General features: G+C 72.0%; 20 protein-coding genes and 1 pseudogene. 10 read left to right on the top strand and 11 right to left on the bottom strand.

The annotated features are described in order from the left end of the window. Positions 1-193: 193 nt before the first annotated feature. The gene (locus LNW73_RS18910; RefSeq protein ID WP_250990709.1) at positions 194-2,371 is read left to right on the top strand and encodes an acetate--CoA ligase family protein; all 2,178 of its coding nucleotides are present in this window, start codon (positions 194-196) and stop codon (positions 2,369-2,371) included. Positions 2,372-2,485: 114 nt separating this feature from the next. Beyond that, the gene (locus LNW73_RS18905) at positions 2,486-3,310 is read left to right on the top strand and encodes an enoyl-CoA hydratase/isomerase family protein (protein ID WP_374118273.1); all 825 of its coding nucleotides are present in this window, start codon (positions 2,486-2,488) and stop codon (positions 3,308-3,310) included. Positions 3,311-3,401: 91 nt separating this feature from the next. Here LNW73_RS18905 and LNW73_RS18900 read toward each other — a convergent pair whose 3' ends face one another. Further along, positions 3,402-4,346 carry a hypothetical protein gene (locus LNW73_RS18900; protein ID WP_250990707.1) on the bottom strand — a complete coding sequence of 315 codons (945 nt, stop codon included), beginning with the start codon at positions 4,344-4,346 and terminating at the stop codon, positions 3,402-3,404. A 121-nt stretch (positions 4,347-4,467) separates the two neighbouring features. Here LNW73_RS18900 and LNW73_RS18895 point away from each other — a divergent pair, with 121 nt between their 5' ends. Continuing rightward, on the top strand, positions 4,468-5,100 hold the full coding sequence (locus LNW73_RS18895; RefSeq protein ID WP_250990706.1) for a flavin reductase family protein: 633 nt from the start codon (positions 4,468-4,470) through the stop codon (positions 5,098-5,100). 47 nt (positions 5,101-5,147) lie between these two features. Here LNW73_RS18895 and LNW73_RS18890 read toward each other — a convergent pair whose 3' ends face one another. After that, positions 5,148-6,440: an MFS transporter gene (locus LNW73_RS18890; protein WP_250992965.1), complete on the bottom strand. Its 1,293-nt coding sequence runs from the start codon at positions 6,438-6,440 to the stop codon at positions 5,148-5,150. Between the two features lie 301 nt (positions 6,441-6,741). Here LNW73_RS18890 and LNW73_RS18885 point away from each other — a divergent pair, with 301 nt between their 5' ends. Next, the gene (locus tag LNW73_RS18885; RefSeq protein ID WP_250992964.1) at positions 6,742-7,707 is read left to right on the top strand and encodes a GlxA family transcriptional regulator; all 966 of its coding nucleotides are present in this window, start codon (positions 6,742-6,744) and stop codon (positions 7,705-7,707) included. Between the two features lie 305 nt (positions 7,708-8,012). Here LNW73_RS18885 and LNW73_RS18880 read toward each other — a convergent pair whose 3' ends face one another. Genes LNW73_RS18880 through LNW73_RS18865 form a run of 4 tightly spaced genes read right to left on the bottom strand, consistent with a single transcriptional unit; the run spans position 8,013 to position 12,683 of the window. After that, positions 8,013-9,080 carry a Zn-dependent alcohol dehydrogenase gene (locus LNW73_RS18880; RefSeq protein ID WP_250976364.1) on the bottom strand — a complete coding sequence of 356 codons (1,068 nt, stop codon included), beginning with the start codon at positions 9,078-9,080 and terminating at the stop codon, positions 8,013-8,015. 32 nt (positions 9,081-9,112) lie between these two features. Next, the gene (locus LNW73_RS18875) at positions 9,113-10,591 is read right to left on the bottom strand and encodes an aldehyde dehydrogenase family protein (protein WP_250990705.1); all 1,479 of its coding nucleotides are present in this window, start codon (positions 10,589-10,591) and stop codon (positions 9,113-9,115) included. Continuing rightward, positions 10,588-11,730, bottom strand: coding sequence for an acyl-CoA dehydrogenase family protein (locus LNW73_RS18870; RefSeq protein ID WP_250992963.1), 1,143 nt, complete (start codon positions 11,728-11,730; stop codon positions 10,588-10,590). The genes LNW73_RS18875 and LNW73_RS18870 overlap by 4 nt, the downstream gene beginning before the upstream one ends. A 44-nt stretch (positions 11,731-11,774) precedes the next feature. Beyond that, entirely contained in the window at positions 11,775-12,683 is a 909-nt protein-coding gene (locus tag LNW73_RS18865; protein WP_250990704.1) for an SDR family oxidoreductase, read from the bottom strand. A 90-nt stretch (positions 12,684-12,773) separates the two neighbouring features. Between LNW73_RS18865 and LNW73_RS18860 the strand changes: the two genes are divergently transcribed. Then, positions 12,774-13,700, top strand: a complete 927-nt coding sequence (locus tag LNW73_RS18860) for a cyclase family protein (protein WP_250990703.1) — start codon at positions 12,774-12,776, stop codon at positions 13,698-13,700. A 138-nt stretch (positions 13,701-13,838) separates the two neighbouring features. Here LNW73_RS18860 and LNW73_RS18855 read toward each other — a convergent pair. From LNW73_RS18855 to LNW73_RS18840, 4 genes and pseudogenes are all read right to left on the bottom strand, one after another. Continuing rightward, a pseudogene (locus LNW73_RS18855) lies at positions 13,839-14,261 on the bottom strand (ATP-binding protein); the annotation flags it as partial. 374 nt (positions 14,262-14,635) lie between these two features. Next, complete coding sequence (locus tag LNW73_RS18850; RefSeq protein WP_250990702.1) at positions 14,636-15,781, bottom strand: acyl-CoA dehydrogenase family protein; 1,146 nt, start codon at positions 15,779-15,781, stop codon at positions 14,636-14,638. 37 nt (positions 15,782-15,818) lie between these two features. Beyond that, a complete protein-coding gene (locus LNW73_RS18845) occupies positions 15,819-16,985 on the bottom strand; it encodes an acyl-CoA dehydrogenase (protein ID WP_250976367.1) in 1,167 nt (388 codons plus the stop codon). Positions 16,986-16,992: 7 nt separating this feature from the next. Next, the gene (locus LNW73_RS18840) at positions 16,993-18,252 is read right to left on the bottom strand and encodes an amidohydrolase family protein (RefSeq protein WP_250976368.1); all 1,260 of its coding nucleotides are present in this window, start codon (positions 18,250-18,252) and stop codon (positions 16,993-16,995) included. Positions 18,253-18,416: 164 nt separating this feature from the next. On the opposite strand from LNW73_RS18840, the gene LNW73_RS18835 reads away from it, so the two are divergent. The 3 genes from LNW73_RS18835 (at position 18,417) to LNW73_RS18825 (ending at position 23,279) form a co-directional block, all read left to right on the top strand. Beyond that, on the top strand, positions 18,417-20,165 hold the full coding sequence (locus tag LNW73_RS18835; RefSeq protein ID WP_250990701.1) for a class I adenylate-forming enzyme family protein: 1,749 nt from the start codon (positions 18,417-18,419) through the stop codon (positions 20,163-20,165). Positions 20,166-20,290: 125 nt separating this feature from the next. Beyond that, entirely contained in the window at positions 20,291-21,850 is a 1,560-nt protein-coding gene (locus LNW73_RS18830; protein ID WP_250990700.1) for a DUF11 domain-containing protein, read from the top strand. Between the two features lie 220 nt (positions 21,851-22,070). After that, a complete protein-coding gene (locus LNW73_RS18825; protein ID WP_250990699.1) occupies positions 22,071-23,279 on the top strand; it encodes a tetratricopeptide repeat protein in 1,209 nt (402 codons plus the stop codon). Positions 23,280-23,305: 26 nt separating this feature from the next. On the opposite strand, the gene LNW73_RS18820 is transcribed toward LNW73_RS18825, so the two are convergent. Next, the gene (locus LNW73_RS18820) at positions 23,306-23,677 is read right to left on the bottom strand and encodes an STAS domain-containing protein (protein ID WP_138353549.1); all 372 of its coding nucleotides are present in this window, start codon (positions 23,675-23,677) and stop codon (positions 23,306-23,308) included. 318 nt (positions 23,678-23,995) lie between these two features. Here LNW73_RS18820 and LNW73_RS18815 point away from each other — a divergent pair, with 318 nt between their 5' ends. After that, on the top strand, positions 23,996-24,553 hold the full coding sequence (locus LNW73_RS18815; protein ID WP_250976372.1) for a sigma-70 family RNA polymerase sigma factor: 558 nt from the start codon (positions 23,996-23,998) through the stop codon (positions 24,551-24,553). Beyond that, positions 24,550-25,683: a maleylpyruvate isomerase family mycothiol-dependent enzyme gene (locus LNW73_RS18810; protein ID WP_250990698.1), complete on the top strand. Its 1,134-nt coding sequence runs from the start codon at positions 24,550-24,552 to the stop codon at positions 25,681-25,683. Before LNW73_RS18815 ends, LNW73_RS18810 begins: the two co-directional genes overlap by 4 nt. Positions 25,684-25,694 lie beyond the last annotated feature (11 nt).

Below are 25,694 nucleotides of genomic sequence, written 5' to 3'. Positions count from 1 at the left end.
GCCGTTTCCGGCCAAAGATGCCACCGAGCGGGTCCGCCGGCGTCAGTTCGCGCGCCCAAAACCCCCTGAATAGCGGCCCAGTTGGCCTCCTTCACATCTTTCACATGCCCGCACTGTTCCTGACACGTCGTCAGTTCAGTAATCTGACTATGCGTCAGTTCTGTATACCTTCGAGCAGGAGCGGGCGAGACCGATGCTTGGATCGACATACAGCACCCGCAGCCCCGGCCCCGGGCCCGTCGCACGCGGCGCGTCCGACACCGACGTCGGTGGCCGTCCGCTGCACAACACCGTCCCGGACCTCGACCGGTTCTTCCGGCCGGAGACCGTGGCGGTGGTCGGCGCGTCCGACACGGAAGGACGGCCGAACACCGGCATCACCAGACAGCTCATCGCCTGGTCGCAGCGGGTCGGGGCCCGGCTCTTCCCGGTCAACCCCGGCCGCGAGACCGTCTTCGACCTGCCCTGCTATGCCTCGGTGACGGATCTGCCGGAGACCGTGGACCTCGCGGTGCTCCTCGTCGGTGACCCCCTTCCCGTCATCGAGCAGCTGGCCGAGGCCAAGGTCCGGTTCGCCGTCGCCTTCGCCTCCGGATTCGCCGAGACCGGCGAGGAGGGCGCCGCCGCGCAGACCCGGCTCGCCGAGGTCGTCGCCGCCTCCGGCATGCGGCTGCTCGGTCCGAACACCAACCTCAACGCCTTCGAGAAGTTCCGCGACGACCTCACCGGGCCGGCCATCGCGCTGATCACACAGTCGGGCCACCAGGGCCGGCCCCTCTACACGCTGCAGGAACTGGGCATCCGCATCAGCCACTGGGCACCCACCGGCAACGAGGCGGACCTCGAGACCGCCGACTTCATCTCGTACTTCGCCGAGCAGCCCGAGGTCGGGGCCATCGCCGCCTATGTGGAAGGGCTCAGGGACGGCCGCTCGTTCACCCTCGCCGCCGACCGGGCGGCCCGCAACAAGGTGCCGGTGGTGATGGTGAAGGTCGGCCGCACCGAGACCGGCGCCCGTATGGCCGCCTCCCACACCGGCAAGCTGACCGGCTCCGACGCCGTCGTCGACGCGGCCTTCAAGCAGTTCGGCGTCATCCGCGTCGACGGGCTCGACCAGCTCCAGGACACGGCGACCCTGCTCGCGCGGGCCAAGCCGCCCACCGCGGACGGCGTCGTCGTCTACTCCATATCCGGCGGCACCGGGGCCCACTTCTCCGACCTCGCCACCGCCGCCGGGCTCGACATCCCGCGCCTGTCCGACGCGAAGCAGACCGAACTCCACCAGTGGATCCCCGACTACCTCAACGTCGCGAACCCCATCGACAACGGCGGTCACCCGGTGGGCGACTGGCGCGGCCGGAAGATCATCGACGCGATCCTCGCCGACCCGTCCGTCGGCGTGCTCATCTGTCCGATCACCGGTCCGTTCCCACCCATGAGCGACAAGCTCGCGCAGGACCTGGCCGACGCGGCGGAGAGCACGGACAAACTGGTGTGCGTGGTGTGGGGCTCGCCGCTGGGCACCGAGGACGCCTACCGCACCACGCTCCTCGGCTCGTCCCGGCTCGCCACCTTCCGCACCTTCGGCAACTGCATCAGCGCCGTCAAGTCCTACCTCGAACACCACCACTTCGCCGCCGCCTACCGCTCCCCCTTCGACGACGCCCCCCGCACCCGCTCCTCCTCCGCCCGCAAGGCCCAGGCCCTGATGCGCGCGGGCCACCAGCTCAGCGAGCACGCGGCGAAGCAGATGCTGCGCGCGTACGGGATCCGCGTGCCGCGCGAGCAGCTGGTCACCAGCGCGGCCGGGTCCGTCCGGGCCGCGGGCCTGGTGGGCTACCCCGTCGTCATGAAGGCGTCCGGTGCGCAGCTCGGCCACAAGACCGAACTCGGCCTGGTCAAGATCGGTCTGACCTCCGCGAGCCAGGTCCGCGACGCCTATCGCGACCTGACCGACATCGCCCGCTACGAGGGCGTGGAACTCGACGGCATCCTCGTCTGCCAGATGGTCGAACGCGGCGTCGAGATGGTCGTCGGCGTCACCCAGGACCCCCTCTTCGGCCCGACCGTCACCGTCGGCCTCGGTGGGGTGCTCGTCGAGATCCTCGCCGACGCCGCCGTCCGCGTACCGCCGTTCGGCGAGGACATGGCCCGCGACATGCTCGGCGAACTCCGCGGCCACCGGCTGCTCGAAGGGGTCAGAGGGGCGCCCCCGGCCGACGTCGACGCGCTCGTCGACGTCGTCATGCGCGTGCAGCGGATGGCGATGGAACTCGGCGGCGATCTTTCCGAACTCGACATCAACCCGCTGATGGTGCTGCCGCGCGGCCAGGGGGCGGTGGCGCTCGACGCACTGGCGGTCTGCCGGTGAGGTGTCTGCCCGTGAGCCGTCTGCCGGTGAGCCGTCCGATCCGCCCCCAGCCCTCCGTACAGCAAGGAGCCACTTCCGCATGACGCCCACCCCCGTGAAGATTCCGCCGAGCCGATTGATGTGGATGATTCCGAGCCGGTCGATCCGGTTGATTCATTGGTACTTCACGCCACTGACAACGGCGTCTCATGGATCACTCTCAACCGTCCGGAAGCGATGAACGCCGTCACCTGGGACCAGCGCGAACGCATCATCGCGCTGCTCGACGCGGCGTCCGCCGACCCCGCCGTCCGGGCGGTCGTCATCACCGCCACCGGCCGCGCGTTCTGCGCGGGCGCCGACCTCAGCGGCGGCGCGGCCGCGCCCGGCGAGCGTGTCGCGGGCGATGTCGCCCGGACGATCCGGCGCGGCGCGCAGCGCCTCGTCGCCGCCGTCCTGGACTGCGAGAAGCCGGTGATCGCGGCGGTCAACGGCACGGCGGCCGGCATCGGGGCGCACCTCGCCTTCGCCTGCGACCTCGTCCTCGCCTCCGACCGCGCGAAGTTCATCGAGGTCTTCGTCCGCCGCGGCCTCGTGCCCGACGGAGGCGGCGCGTATCTGCTGCCGCGGCTCATCGGCCCGCAGCGCGCGAAGGAGCTGATGTTCTTCGGCGACGACCTCCCGGCCGCCGCCGCGGAACGCCTCGGCCTCGTCAACCGCGTCGTCCCCGCCGACGACCTGGAGAAGACCGCCCGCGAATGGGCCGAACGCCTCGCCACCGGCCCGACCCGTTCCATCGCCCTGACCAAGCAGCTGGTCAACGCCTCGCTGGACGCCGACCGTTCGACCGCCTTCGCAGCGGAGGCGGCCGCCCAGGAGATCAACATGACGACGGACGACGCCCAGGAAGGCGTCCGGAGCTTTGTGGAGCGCAGGTCCCCGGAGTTCAGGGGGCGGTGACGGGAGGCGGTGACGGCGAGCGGCGACGGGAAGCGGTAACGGCGGGCCGTGACGGGGAGCGGTGACGGCGGGGGTCCGGCCGGCCGGGGCGCTAACCGGTCTGCTGCGTGAGGGTGTAGCGCGTCGGCGAATCCGGATCCCCGACGAAGAAGAACAGCTGTGGCCGGCCGGTCCTTCCGCCAACCTCGAAGGGCTGTAGCTCACCGCATCCAGGCCCGTTGATCACGACCCGCTGCTTCCAGACATCCGGATCCGCCTGATAGGCCCATGTCCCGCGGCCGGCGCAGATCGTCGTCGCGAGCGCTCCCGGGAAGTCCCCGAACCCGTCGTCGACGAAGATTCCGGCAAGGACCGCTCCGCCGTCAGCCGTGAGTACCGCCGTACCGCCGTTGCCGTCCGCCCAGGTGCCGGCGACGGCTGCCACGCTCAGCACCGGCGGCTCGTACCGCGTCACCAGGCCGGTGCCGTACGCCACCGCCGATCCGGCGAGCAGCAGTGCGACGCTGAGGCTCCCTGCCATGAAGGTGCGAAATCCGATCCGGCCTCTCGCTGTCGTCACCCCGGTGCGCGACTCCCGCCGCAGGTGGAATCCCGCGTTCCAGGCGGCCAGGAGCGCACCCGCGGAAATGCAGACCCACCACAGGACATGGTCCTGGAGGGGGGAAGCGACGACCAGGGTGTACAGCGTCCCGGTCCCCGCGGCGATGGGGACGCACCACAGCCACCACCAACGCCCCTGCCGTCCGGCCGCCCGCGCGGAAAGCGCGAGGACCGGCAGCGCGTGCAGGACCGCGCCGCTGATCGCGAAGAGCCCGAGAAGGGGGAGCGCGATCAGGGGGAGGCAGCAGCCGAGCAGGCCGACCGTTCCCTCGCTGCCGGTGCGGGGGTCCGTGGCCGGGTCCAGCGCCAGGTAGCCCGCCACCGCCACACAGGCCGCCGCGACGTACGTCAGGAACGCGGCCAAGAGGGGCGTACCCCGGAAGAAGGTCCTCAGCCACGCCTTCAACTCGTGCCCGCCCCGCCTGATCCAGCGCATGGCTGTCCCCTCTCCCCACACCCGAACGCATTATTGAACGCGTTCAAAAGTATGCCCTACGCAAGCCGCCGACGGATCCCCCTTCCCATCTGACGTACCGTCAGCTTCAATGGTCGATGTGATGGGACACGCAGGGATGGCGGCCACCGCCGTCCGGTACCTCAGGTCGGTAGGGGCCGCCACGACGGCGGGCCCCGTGGAACCGCTGCCGCGCCCGGACTTGCGGGCCGTGGGGCCGGACGAACGGGCGCCGGTCGATCCGGGGGTGTTCCGGAAGGTGCTGGGCACGTTCGCGTCCGGGGTGACGATCGTCACCGCCCCCGGGACGGAGGGCCCGACGGGGTTCGCGTGCCAGTCGTTCACGTCGCTGTCGCTCGATCCGCCGCTGGTCGCGTTCATGGTGGCGCGTACGTCCACGACCTGGCCGAAGATCGCGCGCGCCGGCGTCTTCTGCGTCAACATCCTCAGCGACGAACAGGGCACCCTGTGCCGCGGCTTCGCCGTGAGCGGGGCGGACAAGTTCGCGGGGGTCGACTGGACGCCGGCGCCCGTCACCGGCTCGCCACGGCTGGCGGGCATACCCGCGTGGATCGACTGCACGATCCACGCGGTGCACACCGGTGGCGACCACTTGATCGTCGTCGGCCGGGTCAACGAACTCGGCTGCGCGGAGCCCGATGGCGCGGACGGGACCACGCCCGAGGCCGGGCCGCTGCTCTTCTACCGTGGACGCTTCGGCCGTTTCGCCCAGTAGTTAACACTGAGGGCGGGAAAACAGAGGGTCGAACAGGGACGCGCAGGTCACGCCGCCGCGACGGCCGGGATCCCCGTCGAGGGCCCCCGCCGGATGACCAGGACCATCAGCGCGGCGACCGCGCACAGCGCGCCCGAGCTGTACCAGACGAGGTCGTACGAGCCGAAGGCGTCCCGCGCGACACCGCCCAGGAAGGCCACGACGGCGGCACCGATCTGGTGCGCGGCCAGGACCCAGCCGAAGACGATGGCGCTGTCGTCGCCGTAGTACTGACGGCAGAGGGCGATGGTCGGCGGGACGGTGGCGACCCAGTCCAGGCCGTAGAAGACGATGAAGACGATCATCGGCGGGTGCACGGTGTTCGCCATCAGCTGCGGCAGGAACATCAACGACAGTCCCCGCATCCCGTAGTAGACGGCGAGCAGCCGGCGCGGCTCGAAGCGGTCGGTGAACCAGCCGGAGGCGATGGTTCCGGCGATGTCGAAGACACCGATGACGGCGAGCAGGGACGCGGCGGCCGTGACCGGCATGCCGTGGTCGTGGGCGGCGGGTACGAAGTGCGTTCTGATCAGGCCGTTCGTGGAGGCTCCGCAGATCGCGAAGGATCCCGCGAGCAGCCAGAAGGGGCCCGTACGGGCAGCGACGGACAGCGCCTTGAGCGCCCGCCGGGCGGCGCCGCGCACCGGGGCCGGCTTGGGGGTGAACTCCGGTGCCCCGTAGGCCGACAGGCCGACGTCCGCGGGGTGGTCACGCAGCAGCAGCCAGACGAACGGGACGACGGCGAGCGCCGAGAAGGCGACGGTCGCGGCGGCGGGCCGCCAGCCGTGCTGCTCGACGATCCAGGACAGCAGCGGCAGGAAGACCAGCTGCCCGGCCGCGCCGGCCGCCGTCAGGATGCCGGTCACCAGTCCGCGGCGGGTGACGAACCACCGGTTGGCGACGGTGGCGGCGAAGGCGAGCGCCATGCACCCGCTGCCGGTGCCGACGAGGATGCCCCAGCAGAGGATCAGCTGCCAGGTCTGCGTCATGAAGATGGTGAGGCCGGCGCCGAGCGCGATGGTGGTGAGTGCGGCGGCGACGACGCGACGGATGCCGAATCGATCCATCAGGGCGGCGGCGAACGGTGCGGTGATCCCGTACAGCGCGAGGTTGATGGAGACGGCGAAGCCGATCATGCCGCGTGACCAGCCGAATTCCGCGTGCAGGGGCTCGATCAGCAGACCGGGCAGGGAGGCGAACGCCGCCGCGCCGATGATCGTCACGAAGGTGACGGCCGCCACGAACCAGGCGCGGTGAACCCGCGACCGCCGGCCGGGAGTGGGCACCGCGCCGGACGGTATCCCGGCGCCCGATGCCTCGGAGACCGGAGCGTCCTGCCCCTCGGAGACCGGAACGTCCTGCGGATCCTGGGTGGGGGCTTGAGGTGTCTGCGTCACACGATCAGCTTCGGGCCTGCTTCAACACGGAACGAGTGGCCGGATGGCCATGATGTGAAAGAATCGGGCCATGACGACTCCGGACCAGGCCGGGAAACGGTCCACCGCACCGCGGGGAACGGCCGAGACCCCGGCCGAGACCTCCGCCGACGCCCCCGCGGGACCGTTCCGGCACCAGGACCGGCACCGGGTGGCGGTCCTGGTCATGCCCGGCGTGATCCCCTTCGAGCTGGGGATCCCCGCCCGGATCTTCGGCGGGGCCCGCACCCAGGAGGGCCGCAAGCTCTACGAGGTCGTGACCTGCTCGGCCGTGCCGGGGCTCGTCCAGACCGACGCCGACTTCCCGATCCTCGTCGAGAACGGGCCCGAGGTCCTGGAGGCGGCCGACACCGTCGTCGTCCCCGCCACGCACGAGCTCGACGACATCTACGTCTCGGGCCGGCTGTCCGGCCCGCTGGCCGCCGCCTTCGCGCGCATCCGGCCCGGCACCCGCGTCGTGTCGATCTGCACGGGCAGCTATCTGCTGGCCGCCGCCGGTCTGCTGGACGGCCGGCCCGCCACCACCCACTGGGACAGCGCCGACCACTTCCAGCGGCTCTTTCCGCAGGTCAAAGTGGATCCCGACGTGCTCTACATCGACGACGGCGACATCCTCACCTCGGCCGGCGTCGCCTCCGGAATCGATCTCTGCCTGCACATCGTCCGCCGGGACCACGGCACCGCGATCGCGAACGCCGTCGCCCGCCGCACCGTCGTTCCCCCGCACCGCGACGGCGGCCAGGCGCAGTACATCCAGCGGCCGCTCCCCGAACCGCAGCTGGCCAGCACCACGGCCGCCCGCGCCTGGGCGCTGGGCCGGCTCGACCGGCCGCTGACGCTGCGCGAACTCGCCGAGCGCGAGTCGATGAGCGTACGGACCTTCACCCGGCGGTTCCGTGAGGAGGTCGGGATCAGCCCCGGGCAGTGGCTCGTGCAGCAGCGCGTGGAACGCGCCCGCCACCTGCTGGAGTCCAGCGACCTGAGCGTCGACCAGGTCGCGCACCGGGCCGGGTTCGGCACGGCGGCGTCCATGCGGCAGCACCTGCACGCGGCGCTGGGCGTCTCACCGTCCGCCTACCGCCGCACCTTCAACGCCACCGCCACCACCGCCACTGCCACACCGATCGCCTGAACGCCCCCTCCGACGCCCGGATCGACGACGCCGTCGCCGGGCTGCCGGAAGGTGGGCGGCTAGGCCGTGTCTGACAAATAGCGGCGTCCGCCCGGAGGGCGGGGCCCGGGGCGTCTGGTGCGTGCGATCGCAAGGCGGAGGGTCGTCCTCGTACCGGGGTACGTGGATGAGCCCGACAACTGGGGGCACCTCCCAGCGGTAGCTGGGGGAGAGCGTGCGTGCCAGACGCCCCGGGCTGGGGGCACCTCCCAGCGGTAGCTGGGGGAGGGATTTGTCAGACACGGCCTAGCGCCCGTTCGGACCCGTCAGAACGTGAGCACCCCCCGTGCCACCCGGCCGTGGTGGGCGTCGTCGGCGGCCTTCGCGAAGTCCTCGACGGGGTAGGTCTCGGTGACCAGTTCGTCGAGCAGCAGCCTGCCCTGGCGGTAGAGCTCGGCGTAGAGCGCGATGTCGCGCTGCGGGCGGGACGAGCCGTACCGGCAGCCCAGGATGGACTTGTCCAGGTACATGGACGACACCAGGAAGCTCGCTTCGGCGTCGGCCGGCGGCACGCCCAGCAGGACGGCCTGGCCGTGCCGGTCGAGCAGGTCGATCGCCTGGCGGATGAGTTTGACGTTGCCGACGCATTCGAAGGTGTGGTCGGCGCCGGTCGGCAGCAGCTCGCGGACCGCCGCGACGGTGTCGTCCACGGCGGACGCGTCGATGAAGTCGGTGGCGCCGAACTGCCGGGCCACGTCGCCCTTGGCGGGGTTGGCGTCCACGGCGACGATCCGGGTGGCGCCCGCTATCCGGCACCCCTGGAGGACGTTGAGGCCGATGCCGCCGGTGCCGATGACGACGACCGTGTCGCCGCGGTCGACCTTGGCGCGGTTGAGCGCGGCGCCGACGCCCGTCAGGACGCCGCAGCCGATCAGGGCGGCGGAGGTGAAGGGGATCTCCTTCGGGATCTTGACCGCCTGGACGGCCTTGACCACGGTCTTCTCCGCGAAGGCCGAGTTCGAGGCGAAGTTGAACAGGTCCTTGCCCTGCCGGGAGAAGGGCCTGCCCGGGTAGCCGATCGCCTTGCGGCACATGGTCGGGCGGCCGCGGTCGCACTGCGCGCAGGTGCCGCAGTTGGCGAGGGTCGACAGCGCCACGTGGTCGCCGGGCTCTACATGGGTGACCCCGGGGCCGACCGCCTCGACGATGCCGGCGCCCTCGTGGCCGAGGACCACGGGGACGGGGAACGGGATCGTGCCGTCGATGACGGACAGATCGCTGTGGCACAGGCCCGCGGCCTGGATGGCGACCAGCACCTCGCCGGGGCCGGGGCCGCGGACCTCCAGGTCGTCGACCACCTGGGGCTGCGTGCCGTCGAAAATGACGCCTCTCATGAACTGTCCTGTTCCCTCAAGGGCCTTCGGTTTCAGGAAGGCCAGACGACCGATTGGAGTTCGCTGTACGCGTGCAGTCCGAACGAGCCGCCGTCCCGGCCGACCCCGCTCTCCTTGAAGCCGCCGAACGGCGTCTCGGGGTGGCGCTGAACGGTGTTGATGCCGACGTTGCCGCTGCGCAGGCGGGCGGCGAGCGCCCAGGCGCGGCCCGCGTCGTCGGAGAAGACATAGTCGTAGAGCCCGTACGGGGTGCCGTTGGCGATCTCGACGGCCTCGTCCTCGGTGTCGTAGGCGAGGGCGACGACGACCGGGCCGAAGAGTTCCTCCTGGGCGACGGTCATGTCGGGGGTGACGTCGGCGATGAGGGTGGGGGCGACGTAGAAGCCGGGCTTGAGGTCGGGACGTTCGCCGCCGGTGACGACGCGGGCGCCCTGGGCGCGGGCGCCGGCGATGTACGCCTCGACGCGATCGCGCTGGGCGGCACTGATGAGCGGGCCGACGACGGTCGAGTTATCCACAGGGTCCCCGGTGGTCAGCGCTCCGGCGTACTGTGCAAGGGCGGTGATCACCTGCTCGTACTGGTCGCGGTGGACCAGTACGCGGGTGGGCGCCGTGCAGATCTGACCGCTGTGGAAGGCCCAGGTGGAGGCGACCGCCCCGACCGCCGCCTTGAGGACCGCTCCACCCGATTCCGGCAGGACGATCGCCGCACCCTTGCCGCCGAGTTCCATCAGCGTGCGCTTCAGCGTCCGGCCGGACGCTGAAGCGATCGCCTTCCCGACCGCCGTCGACCCGGTGAAGCTGATCATGTCGACGCCCGGGTGCGCGACGAGTGCCTCGCCCGCCGCCGCGCCCGATCCGGCGATCACGTTGAACACACCGTCGGGCAGGCCCGCCTCCTTGAAGATCTCACCGAGCAGCAGGCAGGTCAGCGGGTCCTGCGGGGCGGGCTTGGCCACCACCGTGTTGCCCATCGCCAGGGCGGGGGCGACCTTTCCCGCGAGGTTGGCGAGCGGGAAGTTGTACGAGGTGACGCAGCCGACGACGCCGACCGGGCGGCGTACGGCGGCGGCGCCGATCAGTCCACCGGGTGCGAGAGGAGATGCTTTGACGGGTTGTGGGGCGAGCGGGATGACATCGGGCTCGACCGCGCCGCGGGCGTAGCGGCGGAAGCGGTCGGCGGCCGGCGGGAGTTGCAGGGCGGCGGCGACGCGCGCGGTGGCGCCCGTCTCGGCCTGGAGGAGGGGGACGAGTTCGGTGGCGCGGGCGGAGATCGCGTCGGCTATCCGGTCGAGGACGGCGGCACGGTCGCGCGGGGCGGTGCGCGACCAGCCGTCGAAGGCGGCGCGGGCCGCCCGGACGGCCGCGTCCACGTCGTCGGCGGTCGCCTCGGGGGCGTGCCCGACGATTTCCTCGGTGGCCGGGTTGATGATCGCGTAGTGGCCCTGGGCGGGCTCGTGCCACTGCCCGTTGATCCAGTGCGCGTAGGTCGGGGGTACAGGTCGGCTCATGGCCGCGGCTCCTTCGGGAGGCCGAGCACCCGCTCGGCGATGATGGTGCGCTGGATCTCGTCCGAGCCGCCGTAGATCGTGTCGGCACGGCTGAAGAGGAACATCCGCTGCAGCGCGTCGAGTTCGTAGGGCCGGGACGGGGTCCAGGCGGTGGGGCCGGTGGCGGCCTCCGTGCCCCGGACCGCCATGGCCAGTTCGCCGAGCCGCTGGTGCCAGCCGCCCCAGAGCAGCTTGGCGACGCTGGGGGCGCCGGGCGAGTCGGTGCCCAGGGTGCGCAGGGCGTTCCAGCGCATCGTCCTGAGCTCGGCCCACTGGCGGACGATCCGGGCCCGCAGGACGGGTTCGGTGTCGGCGCCGGTGGTCCGGGCGAGGTCGGTGATCTCGCGCAGTTCCTGCTCGAAGCCGATCTGCTGGACGAGGGTGGACACCCCTCGCTCGTAGCCGAGCAGGGACATGGCGACGGTCCAGCCGCCGCCCTCCGCCCCGACGAGGTGGTCGGCGGACGCGTGCGCCGCGTCGAAGAAGACCTCGTTGAACTCGGCGTCGCCGGACATCTGGCGGATCGGCCGGACCTCGATCCGGCCGGGCTGGTCCATCGGCACCAGCAGGAAGCTGAGGCCGTGGTGCCGGCGGGAGCCGGGTTCGGTGCGGGCCAGGACGAAGCACCAGTCGGCGTCCTGGGCGAGCGACGTCCAGATCTTCTGGCCGGTGATCCGGTAGCCGCCGCCGGCGTCCCGGACCGCCGCGGTGCGGATCCCGGCCAGGTCGGATCCGGCGTCCGGTTCGCTGTAGCCCTGGCACCACAGTTCCTCGCCGCGGGCTATCGAAGGGAGGAAGCGGTCCCGCTGCGCTGCGGTGCCGTGGGCGAGGAGGGTGGGGGCGAGCAGGTTCTCACCGATGTGGCCGGACCGGCCGGGGGCTCCGGATCTCGCGTACTCCTCACCCCAGACGACCTGCTGGGCGAGGGTCGCCCGGCGGTTGCCGTAGTCCCCGGTCCAGCCGAGCCCTATCCAGCCGGCCGTGCCGAGGGTGCGCTCCCAGCCGCGCCCGCCCGCCGGCCACCCGTCACGGTGTTCGGCGAGCCAGGCCCGCGCCTGGGCGCGGAAGGATTCGGCCTCCGGGCCGAACGTAAAGTCCACGGATCCTCCGGTCATCGGGCCGATCATGAAGGGCCGGACGGTCGCTATGCGTTGGGCCGCTCGGCCGCGGCCGCTGCCGCGCGCATCGCCTCCAGCTGTTCGAGCATCGGCATCGGGTCGACGCCGATGGTTCCGGGCAGGACGTCCGCGATGCGTTCCGGCGTCCAGGGCCCGTCGCCCCAGGCCGACCGCAGTTCTCGCGGCTGCGCCCAGACGGCGATCTTCGGTCCGGCGACGGTGTAGACCTGCCCGGTGATGTCGGAGGCGCGCTCGGAGAGCAGGAAGACGACCATGGCGGCCACGTCCTCCGGTTCGCCGATCTCCTTCAGCTCCATGGGCACATTGGCCGACATGCGGGTGCGGGCGACCGGGGCGACGCAGTTCGCCGTCACCCCGTACTTGTTGAGGCCGAGTGCGGCGCTGCGCACCAGCGAGATGATGCCGCCCTTCGCCGCCGAGTAGTTCGGCTGCGAGACGCTGCCCTGGTGGTTGCCGCTGGTGAAGCCGATCAGGGTGCCGGCGCCCTGTTTGCGCATGACCGCGGACGCGGCCCGGAAGACGGTGAAGGTGCCTTTCAGGTGGGTGGCGATGACCGGGTCCCACTCCTCCTCGCCCATGTTGAAGAGCATGCGTTCGCGCAGGATGCCGGCCACGCACACGACACCGTCGATACGCCCGTACGTCTCGACGGCCGTGGTGACGATGCGCGCGCCGCCCGCCATCGTCGACACGTCGTCGGCGACGGCGACGGCCTCGCCGCCCGCCGCCTGGATCTCTTTGACGACCGACTCCGCGATCTCGCTCGCCGGTTCGCTCGCGCCGTCGATCGAGACCCCGTAGTCGTTGACGACGACCTTGGCCCCCTCGGCGGCACAGGCGAGCGCGACCGCGCGGCCGATGCCACGCCCGGCACCCGTAACAGCGACGACTTTTCCGGTCAGGAAGTTGCCCACGTCCCGCCCCTTCTCATGGTTTCTGACGGACCGTTAGATTCTAGGAGTGAGTACACACCCCAGCACAAGCCCTACGACCAGGAGGCCGCTGTGACGCTTCCCGCCGAGTTCCACGACATCGCCAAACGGATCAACAACTGGGGGCGGTGGGGCGAGGGCGACGAGATCGGCACGCTGAACCTGATCACCGACGAAGTGGTGCGCATCGCGGCCGGGACCGTGCGCAGCGGCCGGCGCGTCCCGCTGGCCCTGCCGCTGCAGCAGGACGGCGTGCAGACCGGCATGATCCCCGGCCGGGTCAACCCACTGCGCACGATGGTCGCGCTCAACCTGGAGATGTTCGGCCCGGGGACCATCGCCACCAGCGACGACGCCGTCACCATGGGCCTGCAGGCGGCCACCCACTGGGACGGCCTGACCCATGTCTCGCACTCCGGAAAGATCTACAACGGCCGTCCGGCCGACTCCGTCACCGCGCACGGCGGCGCCGCCTTCAGCGGCATCGAGAAGGTGACGACGCTGGTCTCACGCGGTGTGCTGCTCGACGTCGCCGCCGCCCGGAAGCTGGACCGGCTGCCCGGCGACCACGCGGTCACCCCCGAGGACCTGGAGGCGGCCGAGGAACTGGCGGGCACCACGGTCCGCGCCGGGGACATCGTGCTGGTCCGCACCGGCCAGCTGCGCTCCTACCTGGGCGGCGACAAGCACGGCTACGCCTTCCCGTCCCCCGGGCTGTCCATCAGGACGCCGGAGTGGTTCCACGCGCGCGATGTGGCGGCGGTCGCCAACGACACGCTCACCTTCGAGATCTTCCCGCCGGAGATCGAGAACCTCTGGCTGCCGGTGCACGGACTCGATCTCGTGGAAATGGGGATGCTGCAGGGCCAGAACTGGAATCTGGAGGAGTTGTCAGAGGCCTGCGCCGAGGCGGGGCGGTACGAGTTCTTCCTGGACGCCACGCCCGAGCCCTTCGTGGGCGGGGCAGGCAGTCCGGTCGCACCGGTCGCAGTGCTCTAGGCGCTTCAGGCTGATCCGCTGGTCCGCGAGGGTGCGGTCGGTGAGGGGGGTCCGGTCCGTACGGGCAAGGGGCCGGTCGGCTGCCCGGTGTCCAGTGCTCTGGCGCTCACCGGGCTGCTGGTCCACGGTCTCCCGGCAGGCGATCCGCTCGGCGCGGTCCACCTCGCACCAGATCCGCTTGCCGGCTCCTTCGGGCTGCCAGCCCCACCGGTCGGCCAGCCCGTCCACCAGCTCCAGGCCGCGGCCCCCGGTCTCGTCCCGGTGCGCGTGCCGCGGGGTGGGCGGGCAGTCGCTGGCGTCCGCCACCTCGACCCGGACCGTCGAGTCCGAGGTGCCCGAGGCATCCGAGGTGTCCGGGAAGAGCATGCGCAGCACCGCGGGACAGCCGGTGTGCACGACCGCGTTCGTCACGAGCTCGGAGATCAGCAGAATCAAGGTCTCGGCGAGCGGTTCGTCGGCCCCTATGCCGGAGCCCAGAAGCCGTGAGCGCGCCCATCGCCTGGCCCGGCCCACTTCCGCGGGATCCGCGCCGACCTCGAGCTGAACCTGAAGCACCTGCACCGCTCACACCATCCGAACCGGCGGACACATCGCCTCGCGCCACAGAGGAGTCACCGTACGTGACGTCCATGTAGCACAGCATGATTGACCTACAGTCACCCCAACAAGCGCTTCGGGCATATTCCAGCGCAAAGGAGTATGCGTACCGCATACTGTGCGAAGCACATTGCGGGGCGTGTGGGGAGGATTCGAACATCCAGGCGTCCCAGGCGCGGCGCCCGCCCGGCTCCGCCGGGCGGCGACCACTCGGCGCCTCTGTACCTCTCGCACCCGATGGAGCGTACCCGAGCCGGACGCCGACTCCGGTCCGTCACGAGTAACGCGTAGGACACAACCCGATATCAACGCAGCGTCACTGATCATTTACGGTGCCTTCATCCGAGCAGTTCCCCCGCCAGCTCCTCCTCATGGCGCTCCGCGTCCGCGCGCCCGGCGGCGAGCACCCAGGACCGCTTGATGTGGAGGTGTACGTCGGCCTCCCACGTGAAGCCCATCCCTCCGAAGACCTGCAGGCAGTCACGTGCGTTGCGGGATGCCGCGTCGTCGGCGAGCAGCCGCGCCGCGGCCGTCTCGAAGGCGTCGCAGGACACCGCCGCCGCGTAGACGGCCGTGCGGGCCATCTCCAGCCGTACGAGCATGTCCGCGCACAGGTGCTTCACCGCCTGGAACGCCCCGATCGGCCGCCCGAACTGCTCACGTTGCCGGGCGTGTTGCACGGCCATCGCGAGGGTCCTTCCGGCACTGCCGACCTGCAGTGCGGCGGTCAGCAGCGCGGCCTCCCGCCGCAGCAGGACCGGGTCGGCGCCGGCGAGGACCGGGTCGGCACCCGCGCCGCCGTCGAGTGCGCGGGCCGGGGTCAGGACGCTGCCGGGCAGGTGAAGGGGGGTGAGGGGGTCGACGGAACGGATCTCCGCCGCCGGATATCCGTCCGCGGCGAAGAGCCCGACGACCGCCCCAACGCCCGCCCCGCCGAGCTCCCCGCGCTCCACCGACCCGCGCTCCCCGGACCCGGGCTCCCTGGACCCGGGCTCCCCCAGCACCAGGACGGCGTCCGCGGCGCCCAGGTGGCCGACCGGGGCGGGCGGCAGCGCCAGGGCCACCAGCAGCTCTCCTGCCGCCGCGCCCGCCGCCACCGGACCGGTCAGATGGGTCGCCGCCAGATGCGTACCGACCAGCGGTCCCGGCAGCAGGACGCGGCCGGCCTCCTCGAAGACGAGCACGGCCTCGGGCAGCCCGAGGCCCACGCCGCCGTCCGCCTCCGGCAGCCTGAGGGCGAAGAACCCGGCCTCCCCCAGCTCACGCCACAGCGCCCGGTCGACCACCGGCGGCCCGCCCGCCGAGCCGGAAGCGGAACCGCTGCCGGAACCAGAACCGGAACCGGTCTCCAGGGCGTCGACCACGTCGACCGCGTCGCCCGCGTCGACCGCCGCGCGCAGCGCCTCGCGCGGGAAGCGCCCGGCGAGCAGCTCCCGCACCCCCGTCCGCAATGCCTCTTGATCTTCTGTCGGTTGGAAATCCACGGTCAGCCCCCGCTCCTCGGCCGTCAACCTTCGGCCCTCAACCCTTCGGGAGGCCGAGGATGCGCTCGGCCACGATGTTCTTCTGGATCTGCGAAGTGCCGGCCGCGATCGTGTACGAGAGCGACGACAGCCGCTCCGCCGTCCACGGATGCCCGGCGTCCTGCGCGAGCGGCCCCAGCACGTCGGCGGCCGTGTCGTACAGCTCCTGCCGGGCGTGCGAGTAGCGCAGTTTGAAGACCGACCCGCCGGTCCCGGGCACGCCCGTGCCGCCGGCCCGCAACGAGCGTTCCGCCTCGCTGACGTTCCACTGGGTGAGCCGCCACAGCACGGAGAACTCGGCCGCTAGCCGGCCCAGCCTGCGCCGCAGCGCCGGATCGTCCCAGCTGCCGTTGGCCTTGGCGGCACGCGCGACCTCGCCCAGGACGCGGCGGCAGGCGACGACCTCGCCGACGAAGGCGGTGCCGCGTTCGAAGGAGAGGGTGACCATGGTGACGCGCCAGCCGTCGTTCTCCGCCCCCACCCGGTTCGCGACCGGCACCCGCACCTCGTCGAGGAACATCTCGGCGAACTCCGTCGACCCCGCGAGGGTGCGCAGCGGCCGTACCGTGACGCCCGGGGCGTCCATCGGCATCGCGAGCCAGGAGATGCCGCGGTGCTTGGGCGCCTGCGGATCGGTGCGGACCAGCAGCTCGCACCAGTCCGCGACCTCCGCGTGCGAGGTCCAGATCTTCGAGCCGGTCACCACGTACGCGTCGCCGTCGCGCACCGCGCGGGTCCGCAGCGAGGCCAGGTCGGAGCCGGCGCCGGGTTCGCTGAACCCCTGGCACCACACCTCGTCGCCGCGCAGCACCGGCGGCAGCCAGCGCCGCCGCTGCTCGTCGGTGCCCTCGGCGGCGATGGTGGGCCCGGCGTGCAGCAGCCCGACGAAGTTGGCGCCCACATAGGGCGCGCCCGCCTTCTCCGTCTCCTCCAGGAAGATCAGGTGCTGCACCGGCGTCGCGCCCCGCCCGCCCGCGTCGACCGGCCAGTGCAGGCCCGCGTACCCCGCGTCGTACAGCATCCGCTGCCAGCCGGCGTCGTACGCGCGCCGCCCCGGCCAGTCGCGCGGGTCGGGCCGGGGCGGCAGCTTGGGCAGTACGTCGCCGAGCCAGGACCGCAGCCCGGCCCGGAACTCCTCCTGCTCAGCGGTGTACGTCAGATCCACGCGCGTCTCACCTGCCGGATGCGCCGGCCGCGGGCGCGGGCGCGGGGCTCTGCCGTGCGAAGGACGAGAGGTCGAGACCGCGGTCGAAGTCGAGATCGAGCATCCGGATCGCGTTGCCGCGCATGAGCTTGTAGACGGTCTCGTCGTCGAGCCCCTTCATGTGGTCCTCGGCGACCGCCTTGGTGTGCGGGAAGGTCGAGTCCACGTGCGGGTAGTCCGTCTCGAAGGTCGCGTTGTCGCGCCCGACGACGTCCAGCGACGCGACCCCGTGCTTGTCGCGGAAGAAGCAGCAGAAGATCTGCCGGTAGTAGTACGTCGACGGCGGCTCGGGGATGATGTCGCGCACCCCGCCCCAGGCCCGGTGCTCCTCCCAGACGGTGTCGGCGCGCTCCAGGGCGTACGGGATCCAGCCCATCTGGCCCTCGCTGTAGGCGAGTTTGAGGGTCGGGAACTTGACGAGGACCCCGCTGAAGAGGAAGTCCATCATCGAGGCCATCGCGTTGTTGAAGCTGAGCGCGGCCTGGACGGCGGGCGGCGCGTCCGGGGAGGCGGCGGGCATCTGCGAGGACGAGCCGATGTGCATGTTCACGACCGTGCCGGTCTCCTGGCACACCGCGAAGAACGGGTCCCAGTAGCCGGAGTGGATGCTCGGCAGGCCCAGGTGCGTCGGGATCTCGCTGAACGTGACGGCCTTGACGCCGCGGGCGGCGTTGCGGCGGATCTCGGCCACGGCCAGGTCGATGTCCCAGAGCGGGATGATGCACAGCGGGATGAGCCGGCCGCCGCTGTCACCGCACCACTCGTCGACCATCCAGTCGTTGTAGGCGCGCACACAGGCGAGCGCGACCTCCTTGTCGTGCGCCTCCGAGAACGTCTGCCCGCAGAACCGCGGGAAGGTCGGGAAGCAGAGCGACGCCTCGACATGGTTGAGGTCCATGTCCGCCAGGCGTTCCTTGGGGTCCCAGCAGCCGCGGCGCATCTCGGCGCGGGTGATGCCCTCCAGGGTCATGTCGTCGCGGTCGAAGCCGACGGCGGCGATGTTCCGCTTGTACGGGAACTTGAGGTCCTCGTAGATCCACCAGTCGGTGGGCGGTCCGTCCGGGTCCATCGTGATCTGGTACTTCCCGGCGACGTACGCGAGCTCACCGATACCGGCGGTCAGCGGCTTCGGACCGCGGTCGCGGTACTTGGCCGGCAGCCACTTCTCGAAGAGGTGCGCGGGTTCGATGACATGGTCGTCGACGCTGATGATCCTGGGCAGTTCCATCGGCCTCTCCCTGCAGATCTGATGGATCGTCAGATTTAGAGTACGCACGCACGCACGTCGCGTCCATCGGCGTCACACCCCTGGACCGGCGGGGCCGCGCCGCATACGCTGCCGCCAGGATCTGACGCTACGTCAGGTGTGGTGACGGTACGGAGGAGACCGGCATGGACCCGACGCGGGAGAGCGGCACGGCCCCGACGCATTCCGGCACGGCCCAGGCGCAGGAGCCCGGAACGGTCGCGGCGCAGGAGCCCGGCACCGTCTCGGCGCAGAAGCCCGGCACGGCCCAGGCGCAGAAGCCCGGAACGGTCGCAGCCCAGAAGCCCGGCACCGTCGCGGCGCAGGAGACCCCGACCGCCGTCGCAGCGGCCCTCGGTGCGTCACCCACCCTCTGGGCGCTCGCCGCCCGCCGCGCCGAGCTCACCCCTGACGCCCCCGTCCTCCTCGACACCGACGGCCGCCGGATCACCTTCGGCCAGCTCTGCCACCGGGCGGAACGCGTCGCCGCCGGTCTCTACGACCTCGGCGTCCGGCCCGGCAGCCGGTTCGCGTGGCAGCTGCCCACCCGGATCGAGACGGTGCTGCTGACCTTCGCCCTCGCCCGGCTCGGCGCGGTACAGACCCCGCTCATCCCCTTCTACCGGGACCGGGAGGTCGGCTACGCGCTGCGCGAGGCCGAGGCGGAGTTCTTCGCGATACCCGGCGAGTGGCGCGGATACGACTACGCGGCGATGGCCGACCGCCTCGCGCCGCGGCTGTCCCGGCCGCCGCTCCTGCTCACCACCTACGACCGGCTCCCTGACGGCGATCCGGCCGTGCTGCCGGAACCGCCCGCCGACGGCACCTCGGTCCGCTGGATCTACTGGACCTCCGGCACCACCTCCGACCCCAAGGGCGTGCTGCACACCGACCGCAGCCTCATCGCCGCCGGCGGCTGCCTCGCCCACGCGCTGCGCTTGACCCCCGACGACGTCGGCTCCATGGCCTTCCCCTACGCCCATGTCGCCGGCCCCGACTACACCGTGATGCTGCTGCTCCACGGCTTCCCCGCGCTGCTCCTCGAGCACTTCGCGCTGCCCGCCTCGCTCGACGCGTACCGGGAGCACGGCGTCACGGTCGCGGGCGGCAGCACCGTCTTCTACTCGATGTTCCTGGCCGAGCAGCGCAAGGACCCCGCCACCAAGCTCATCCCCAGCCTGCGACTGCTCGCCGGCGGCGGCGCGCCCATGCCGCCCGAGCTGTACTACGAGGTCACCCGGGAGATGGGCTGCCAACTCACCCACGGCTACGGCATGACCGAGGTCCCCATGATCACCATGGGCGCTCCCGACGACACCCCCGACCATCTCGCGACCACCGAGGGGTGCCCCCCGGCAGCGATGGAGATCCGCATCACGGACTCCGACGGCAAGCCGCTGCCCGCCGGTACCGACGGTGAGGTCAGGCTGCGCGGCGAGGCCGTCTGCCAGGGCTATCTCCACGCCGCCCAGACCGCCGAGGTCTTCGACCCGGACGGCTTCCTCATCACCGGCGACCTCGGCCGGCTCACCCCGGACGGCTATCTCGTCCTCACCGGCCGGCTCAAGGACATCATCATCCGCAAGGGCGAGAACATCTCCGCCCAGGAGATCGAGGACCTGCTCTACGAACACCCCGCCGTCGCCGACGCCGCCGTCGTCGGGCTGCCCGACCCCGAGCGCGGTGAACGGGTCTGCGCCGTCGTGGAACAGCCCGCCGGTGCACCGCCGATCACCCTCGCGGACATCACCGGGTATCTGCGGGAGCACGGGCTGTCCGCCCACAAGCTGCCGGAGCAGCTGGAGATCGTGGACGCCCTGCCGCGCAACGACGTGCTGCGCAAGGTGCTGAAGTTCAAGCTGCGGGAGCGCTTCGGCGGCACCGGCCCGTCCTAGATTCTCCCGCTCCGTTCCCGTATTCTCACCTCTGCTCGCTGCCCTCGATATCGCACACCCGCACGAAGGCATCTCCTTTTCTTCAGCTGAAGGTTGCCTTGAGAAGTCCGTCCTTCCGTGGTGCTGTGACCGCTGCCGTGGCCTCCGCCGTGTGCCTCCTGACGCTGGGAGCCGCGGGATCCCCGTTCGCCGGAGCCCCGTTCGCCGGAGCCCCGGCCGGCGTTGACGGCGGAGCCCGGAGCAGCGCCCCGAGCGGCGACATCGCGGTGACCGCGCCGGCCCGGCTCGTGGTGCCGGCCCCCTCCGCCCCCGACCCGGGCGCGCTGCGCACGCTGGAGGTCGGGCTGCGGCAGGGAGGACCCACGGGGACGCTCACCCCCGGCGTGTTCACCGTCGACGCCCGCGGACTGGCCCGCGTCGCGGAAGTGATCTGGCCCACCAGCTGCACCCACGCCCGCGGCAGCGCCGTCGCCAAGTGCGATCTGCGCACCACCCCTTCCAACCCCGGAAAGCTGCTGTCGCTTCGCATACACAGCCTCGTCGGCGCCCGGGCCGGGGCGCACGGCGTGATCACGTACACCCCCAAGGGGGCACCGGGCGGCGGGCGCGCCGTTCGGACCACGGTCTCCGTCGGCTCCGGCCCCGACGTGGTCACCTCCGCGCCGTTCCGGCTGCGGGCGGCCGCGCCCCCGGCACCGGGCGCCACCGTGGTGCTGCCGTTCACCCTCACCAACGCCGGGAACGAGACGGCTCCCGGCGCGATCGTGCGCATCTACGGATCCCGCGGACTGTCCTGGTCCGCCGCGCACTCCAACTGCGAGTCCCTCCGGACGCCGCCGTCGGCCGACTTCCCCGCCTCCGCCTCCGCGCTCTGCGTGATCGACCAGCCGCTGGCGCCCGGCGCGACCTACGCGTTCGCCGAGCCGCCGGCCTTCCGCACCGAGAGCTTCGCGCTCTGGGAGCGGACGGATCTGCGCGTGACGTCGAAATCCGCCGACGCGCTCGCCGACGCCCACGGGACCGCGTCCTGGACCAAGGGCACCGGCACCCCGCTGCGCCTGGTGCCACGCCCGGGTCCCTCGGCCGATGACCTCTACCAGGAGGACAACTTCGCCACCACCGCGGTCGCCGTCCGCAACACCGCGGACCTCGCGGTCACCGGCAGCCGGGTCTCCGGCACGGTCGGCCGGCGCGTCACCGCCGGAGTGACGGTGACGAACCACGGCCCCGCCGCGGTCTCCGACATCACCGTCGGCAACCCGGTCGTCGCCGTCGACATCCGCGTTCCGGCGGGCACCACCGTCGTCAAGGCGCCCAAGGGCTGCCGGCCGGTGCGGCCGAACGACGAGGACGCGCCCGGTGCCGGCGGCGCCCCGCAGTACACCTGCGAGACCAAGAACTGGCTCGACCCGGGCGAGTCCGTCGTCTTCCCGTTCCAGCTGCGGATCGACCGGGTCATCGACGGTTCGGCGGGCTCCGCGACCCTCCAGATCGACCACGACCCCAACTCCCGCACCAACTTCGACACCGACCCGGGCGACAACACCGCGGTGATCGCCGTCACCGGCGACCGCCGCCTCCTCACCCGCAAGCGGGTCGCGCTGGCCGGCGGGCTCACGGTCCTCGCGCTCGGCGCCGGCTTCGTCGTGCTGCGCCGGCGAAGGGCCCGGTCGCGGCAGGCCTGAGAGCGCGGGACTCCCGGGAAGGACCGGGACGATCGGGATGACCGGGACCAATGGGGCTCCTGGCACCGTCAGGATTAGCGGGCCGTGACAGCTGCGGCCGGGCACGCCCCGACAGCGGCTAGTCTGCGTCTGCTGACCACGTAACTTCCCGGACGCGTCGCCGAGTTGACGCGCGCAGGACGTCCGGCCGCGTGGCGCGACCAGGCCTTGGGAGGCGGACGTGGCGGACGCTACGGACAGTGCGGTTGCGGCGCGCAAAGGTCCGCGGGACCGCCGGCCGGGCCGCGCACAGGCGCAGGTGCACGCGGCGCGCCGGCTGGGCGAGGCCCGGATCGCGCTGGCCGCGGGCGACGCGGCCACCGCGGCGGACCGGTTCCGCGCGGCGCTCGCCACCGCCGGGGACCACGAGCTCGCGGACGAGCAGGTCTCGGGCCTGCTCGGACTGGGCGACTGCGCCCTCGAGACCGGTGAACTCACCGTCGCCCGCGAGCACTTCGAGGCCGTGGAGCAGCTGCTGGCCGGCGAGCCGCTGCCGCGCCGGGCCGCGGCGATCCGCGGCCGGGCGGTCTCCCATCTGCTCGCGGGTGAACTGCGCTACGCCTGCTACCTGCTGGAGAGCGCGATCGACGGGCTGCACGCCGCCGGAACCCAGGACGCCGACGCGCTGCTGCTCCTGCACACCGCCGTCATCGCCCCGTACATGGACATGGGCGCCCACGCCCGCGCCGCCCAGGCCGCCGAGCTCGCCCTCGCACTCGCCCCCTCCGCCACCGATCCCGCGCTGGTCGCCGGAATGCACCGCAGCGTGGCCCGCACCCTCATCGCCGAGGGCCGGATCACCGAGGCCGACGCCTCGCTCGCCACGGCACAGGAGCTGTACCAGCGGCTGGGCTTCCGCTCCGACCTGGCTAAATGTCATTGGATGCGGGGTTATGTACACGCCCAGGACGGCAATCTGGAGCATGCGGAACGTGAACTGCGGCTCGCCCGCGACATGCTGGCGGCACAGCGGTCCGTGCTCTTCGCCGATCAGGTGGAGGTGGAACTCGCCGACGTGCTGCGCCGGCGCGGCAGCCACTCCGAGGCGGGCGAGCTGCTCGCCCGGCTCCTCGACCGCATCGGGCCCGAGCGCGGCGCCATCCACGCGGCCGGCGCCCACCGGCTGCTCGGTCTGATCGCGCAGGAGGACGGCGAACTCGACGCCGCCGAGGAGCACTACGTCAACGCGCTGTCCCTGCTGGAACGCGCCGGCGCCGCCGGCGATCTCGCGGACCTCTGCCGGCTGCTGGGCGATCTGCTGCGCAGTACCGGACGGGTCGAGGCCGCCATGGACGCCTATCGCACCGGCCTCGGCCACCGTGCCGCGATCGGCACCACGACGCTGGGCCCGGCTCCGGCGAAGCCCCCGGCCAGACCACCGGTGTACTGAGAGGCACCATCAACACGTGGTGCGGGCTAGGCGGATATCGGCCGGGCCGAGTCGTCGGTCGCGGAGGCAAGGTCCGGGTAGACGTCGAAGAGGCGGCGGACGCCGAGGGCGGCCAGCACCCGGTTGACATGGGAGCCGTCGTCGGCGGCGCCCTGGTCCGGCAGGACGATACGGAGCCGGCCCGCACACGAACGCATCAGCCGGCGCGCGGCGATCAGCACACCCACTCCGCTGGAGTCGCAGAAGCGCACCTCCGCGAGATCGAGGACCACGCTGCGCCGCCCGTCGGCGACCGCCTCGTGTACGTGCTGGCGCACGGTGGGGGAGGTCAGGAGGTCCATTTCGCCCGTGACGATCACCACGGCCCAGCCGTCCTGCTCGACCTGCGTTACTTCCACTGAGTCTCACCTCGCGACGTCGCTGGGAGCAGCCCGGCCACCCTGGCGGTCCGCGGAGGCCCGGAAGGCCGCTCCTCGGGGAATTGCGACAGCGTCATCATGTGAACCCTATGCCCGGAATCCCGCACAGCCGAGCAGTACCGCGGTCACACCCGCATAACACATCGCCAGAAGCGGTCCGATACGGCGGCAGGATGGCGCAAAGGGGCGTACGCCGTCGTAGGTGGCGGTTACATTCGAGCTGACGGGGCCGGGCAGGCCCGGCAGAGCGGACGCGGCCGACGGAACCGCCGGCGGCGAGGGGAGAGGGGCGGCGGCATGGCGACACCGGCACCACCCCGCTGGGACCGCAAGATGCAGCAGCGGCTGGCCCGCGGGGAGGAAGCCGCGCTCGGCGAGCTGTACGACCGGTACGCGTCGCTGGTGCACAGCCTCGCCCACCGCGTGCTGGACGACGACGAGGCCGCGAACCACATCACCCGCGAGGTCTTCGGCTTCCTCTGGGAGAACCCCGACGCCTACGACCCGAGGCGCGGCTCGCTGCGCTCCTGGATCGCCGCGCTCACCCAGCGCCGGGCCGTGCAGCGGCTGCGCCACGCGGAGAACCGCGGCCGGAGCAGCCAGGACGAGGTCGAGGCGAAGGTCCGCGAGGCCAACACCGCGGCCCGCGCCGACTTCATCGTCACCTCCATGCCGGCCCCGCTGCGCGACGCCCTCGAACTCGCCTACTTCCGGCGGCGCGACTACCGGCAGACCGCCGCCGACCTGGGCGTGACCGAGGACGAGGCCAGGCGCCGGCTGCGCCTGGGCCTGCAGCTGCTGTCCACCGCGATGGCACCCGCCGCGCACGCGGGTCTCGACGGGCGGCAGCGGTGACCGCCGGGACGTCGGGCACCGGGCCGGACCGGGAACGGTTCCCGCCGTACGACCACAGCACCCTCAAGTCCCTGCTCGGCGCCTGGGCGCTGGCCGCCTGCTCACGCGACGAGTCGCTCGCCGTCGAGGTGCACCTCACGGACTGCGCGGCCTGCGCGGACGAGGCGCTGCGGCTGCGCGACGCCGTCGGCCTGCTGCACCAGGAGGAGACGCTCGACCTTGATCCGCTGCTGCGGTCCCGGGTGCTGTCGGGCTGTCTCGACCGCCGCCCGGCGCGCATTCCGGTGCCCGAATGGGCGGGCCCGTACGACGCGGAGTCCGCCCGGCTGGACGCGTTGCTGCGCGATCTCGGCGACGGCTACTGGGACGCGCCGGTGGAGCTGCGCTGGTACGAGGACAAGCGGGTGGCCCGTGAGGTCTCCGTCGCGCAGGTCATCGGCCATCTCTGCGCGGTGGACGGCCTGGTCGCGTCCGCGCTCGGGCTGCCCATCGACGAGCTGCCGTTCGATCCCGCGCAGCGCACCGAGAGCTACTGGGCCACGGCGCGGAACGTGCCGGGCGCCCCGTTGCGTGCCCGGTGGCGCGAGCAGAGCCGGACGCTGGTGCGCACGGTGTCCTTCGCCGGCCACGGGACGGCCGGACTGGACGTCGGGTACGGCGGGTTCACGCTGCCGCTGCGGGACGCCTTCCTCGACCGGGCCTTCGAGTGCTGGATACACGCCTGGGACATCGCCGAGGCCGTCGACTACCCGTACGACCCGCCGGCGCCGCGCAACCTCAACCGCATGATCGACCTGGCGGCCCGGATGCTGCCCACCGCCATAGCGGGGCGCCGCCGCGCCGGACTCACGGCCTCCCCGTCCCGGCTCACCGCCGCGGGCTCACCCGGCCGGTCGGTGCATCTGGAGGTCGAGGGCCGGGGCGGGGGGAACTGGTACATCGCCCTGGACTCACCGGGCGCGCTCGCCACCGCCGAGGAGGCGGTGGCCCATGTCGCGCTCGACAGCGTCGAGTTCTGCCAGCTGGCAGCGGGTCATCTGGAGCCCGAGCGGATAGCGGTGGGCCAGGACGGGGACCGCGACGTCATCCGGGATGTGCTCTTCGCCGCCGCGAGCCTGTCCCGGCTCTGAGCGGCGCGCGC

Origin of the sequence: Streptomyces sp. RKAG337, from assembly GCF_023701715.1 — a bacterium.
Lineage (GTDB): Bacteria > Actinomycetota > Actinomycetes > Streptomycetales > Streptomycetaceae > Actinacidiphila.
Note: the sequence above shows the minus strand (reverse complement) of the source record. Positions and strands in the feature narration are given on the sequence as shown.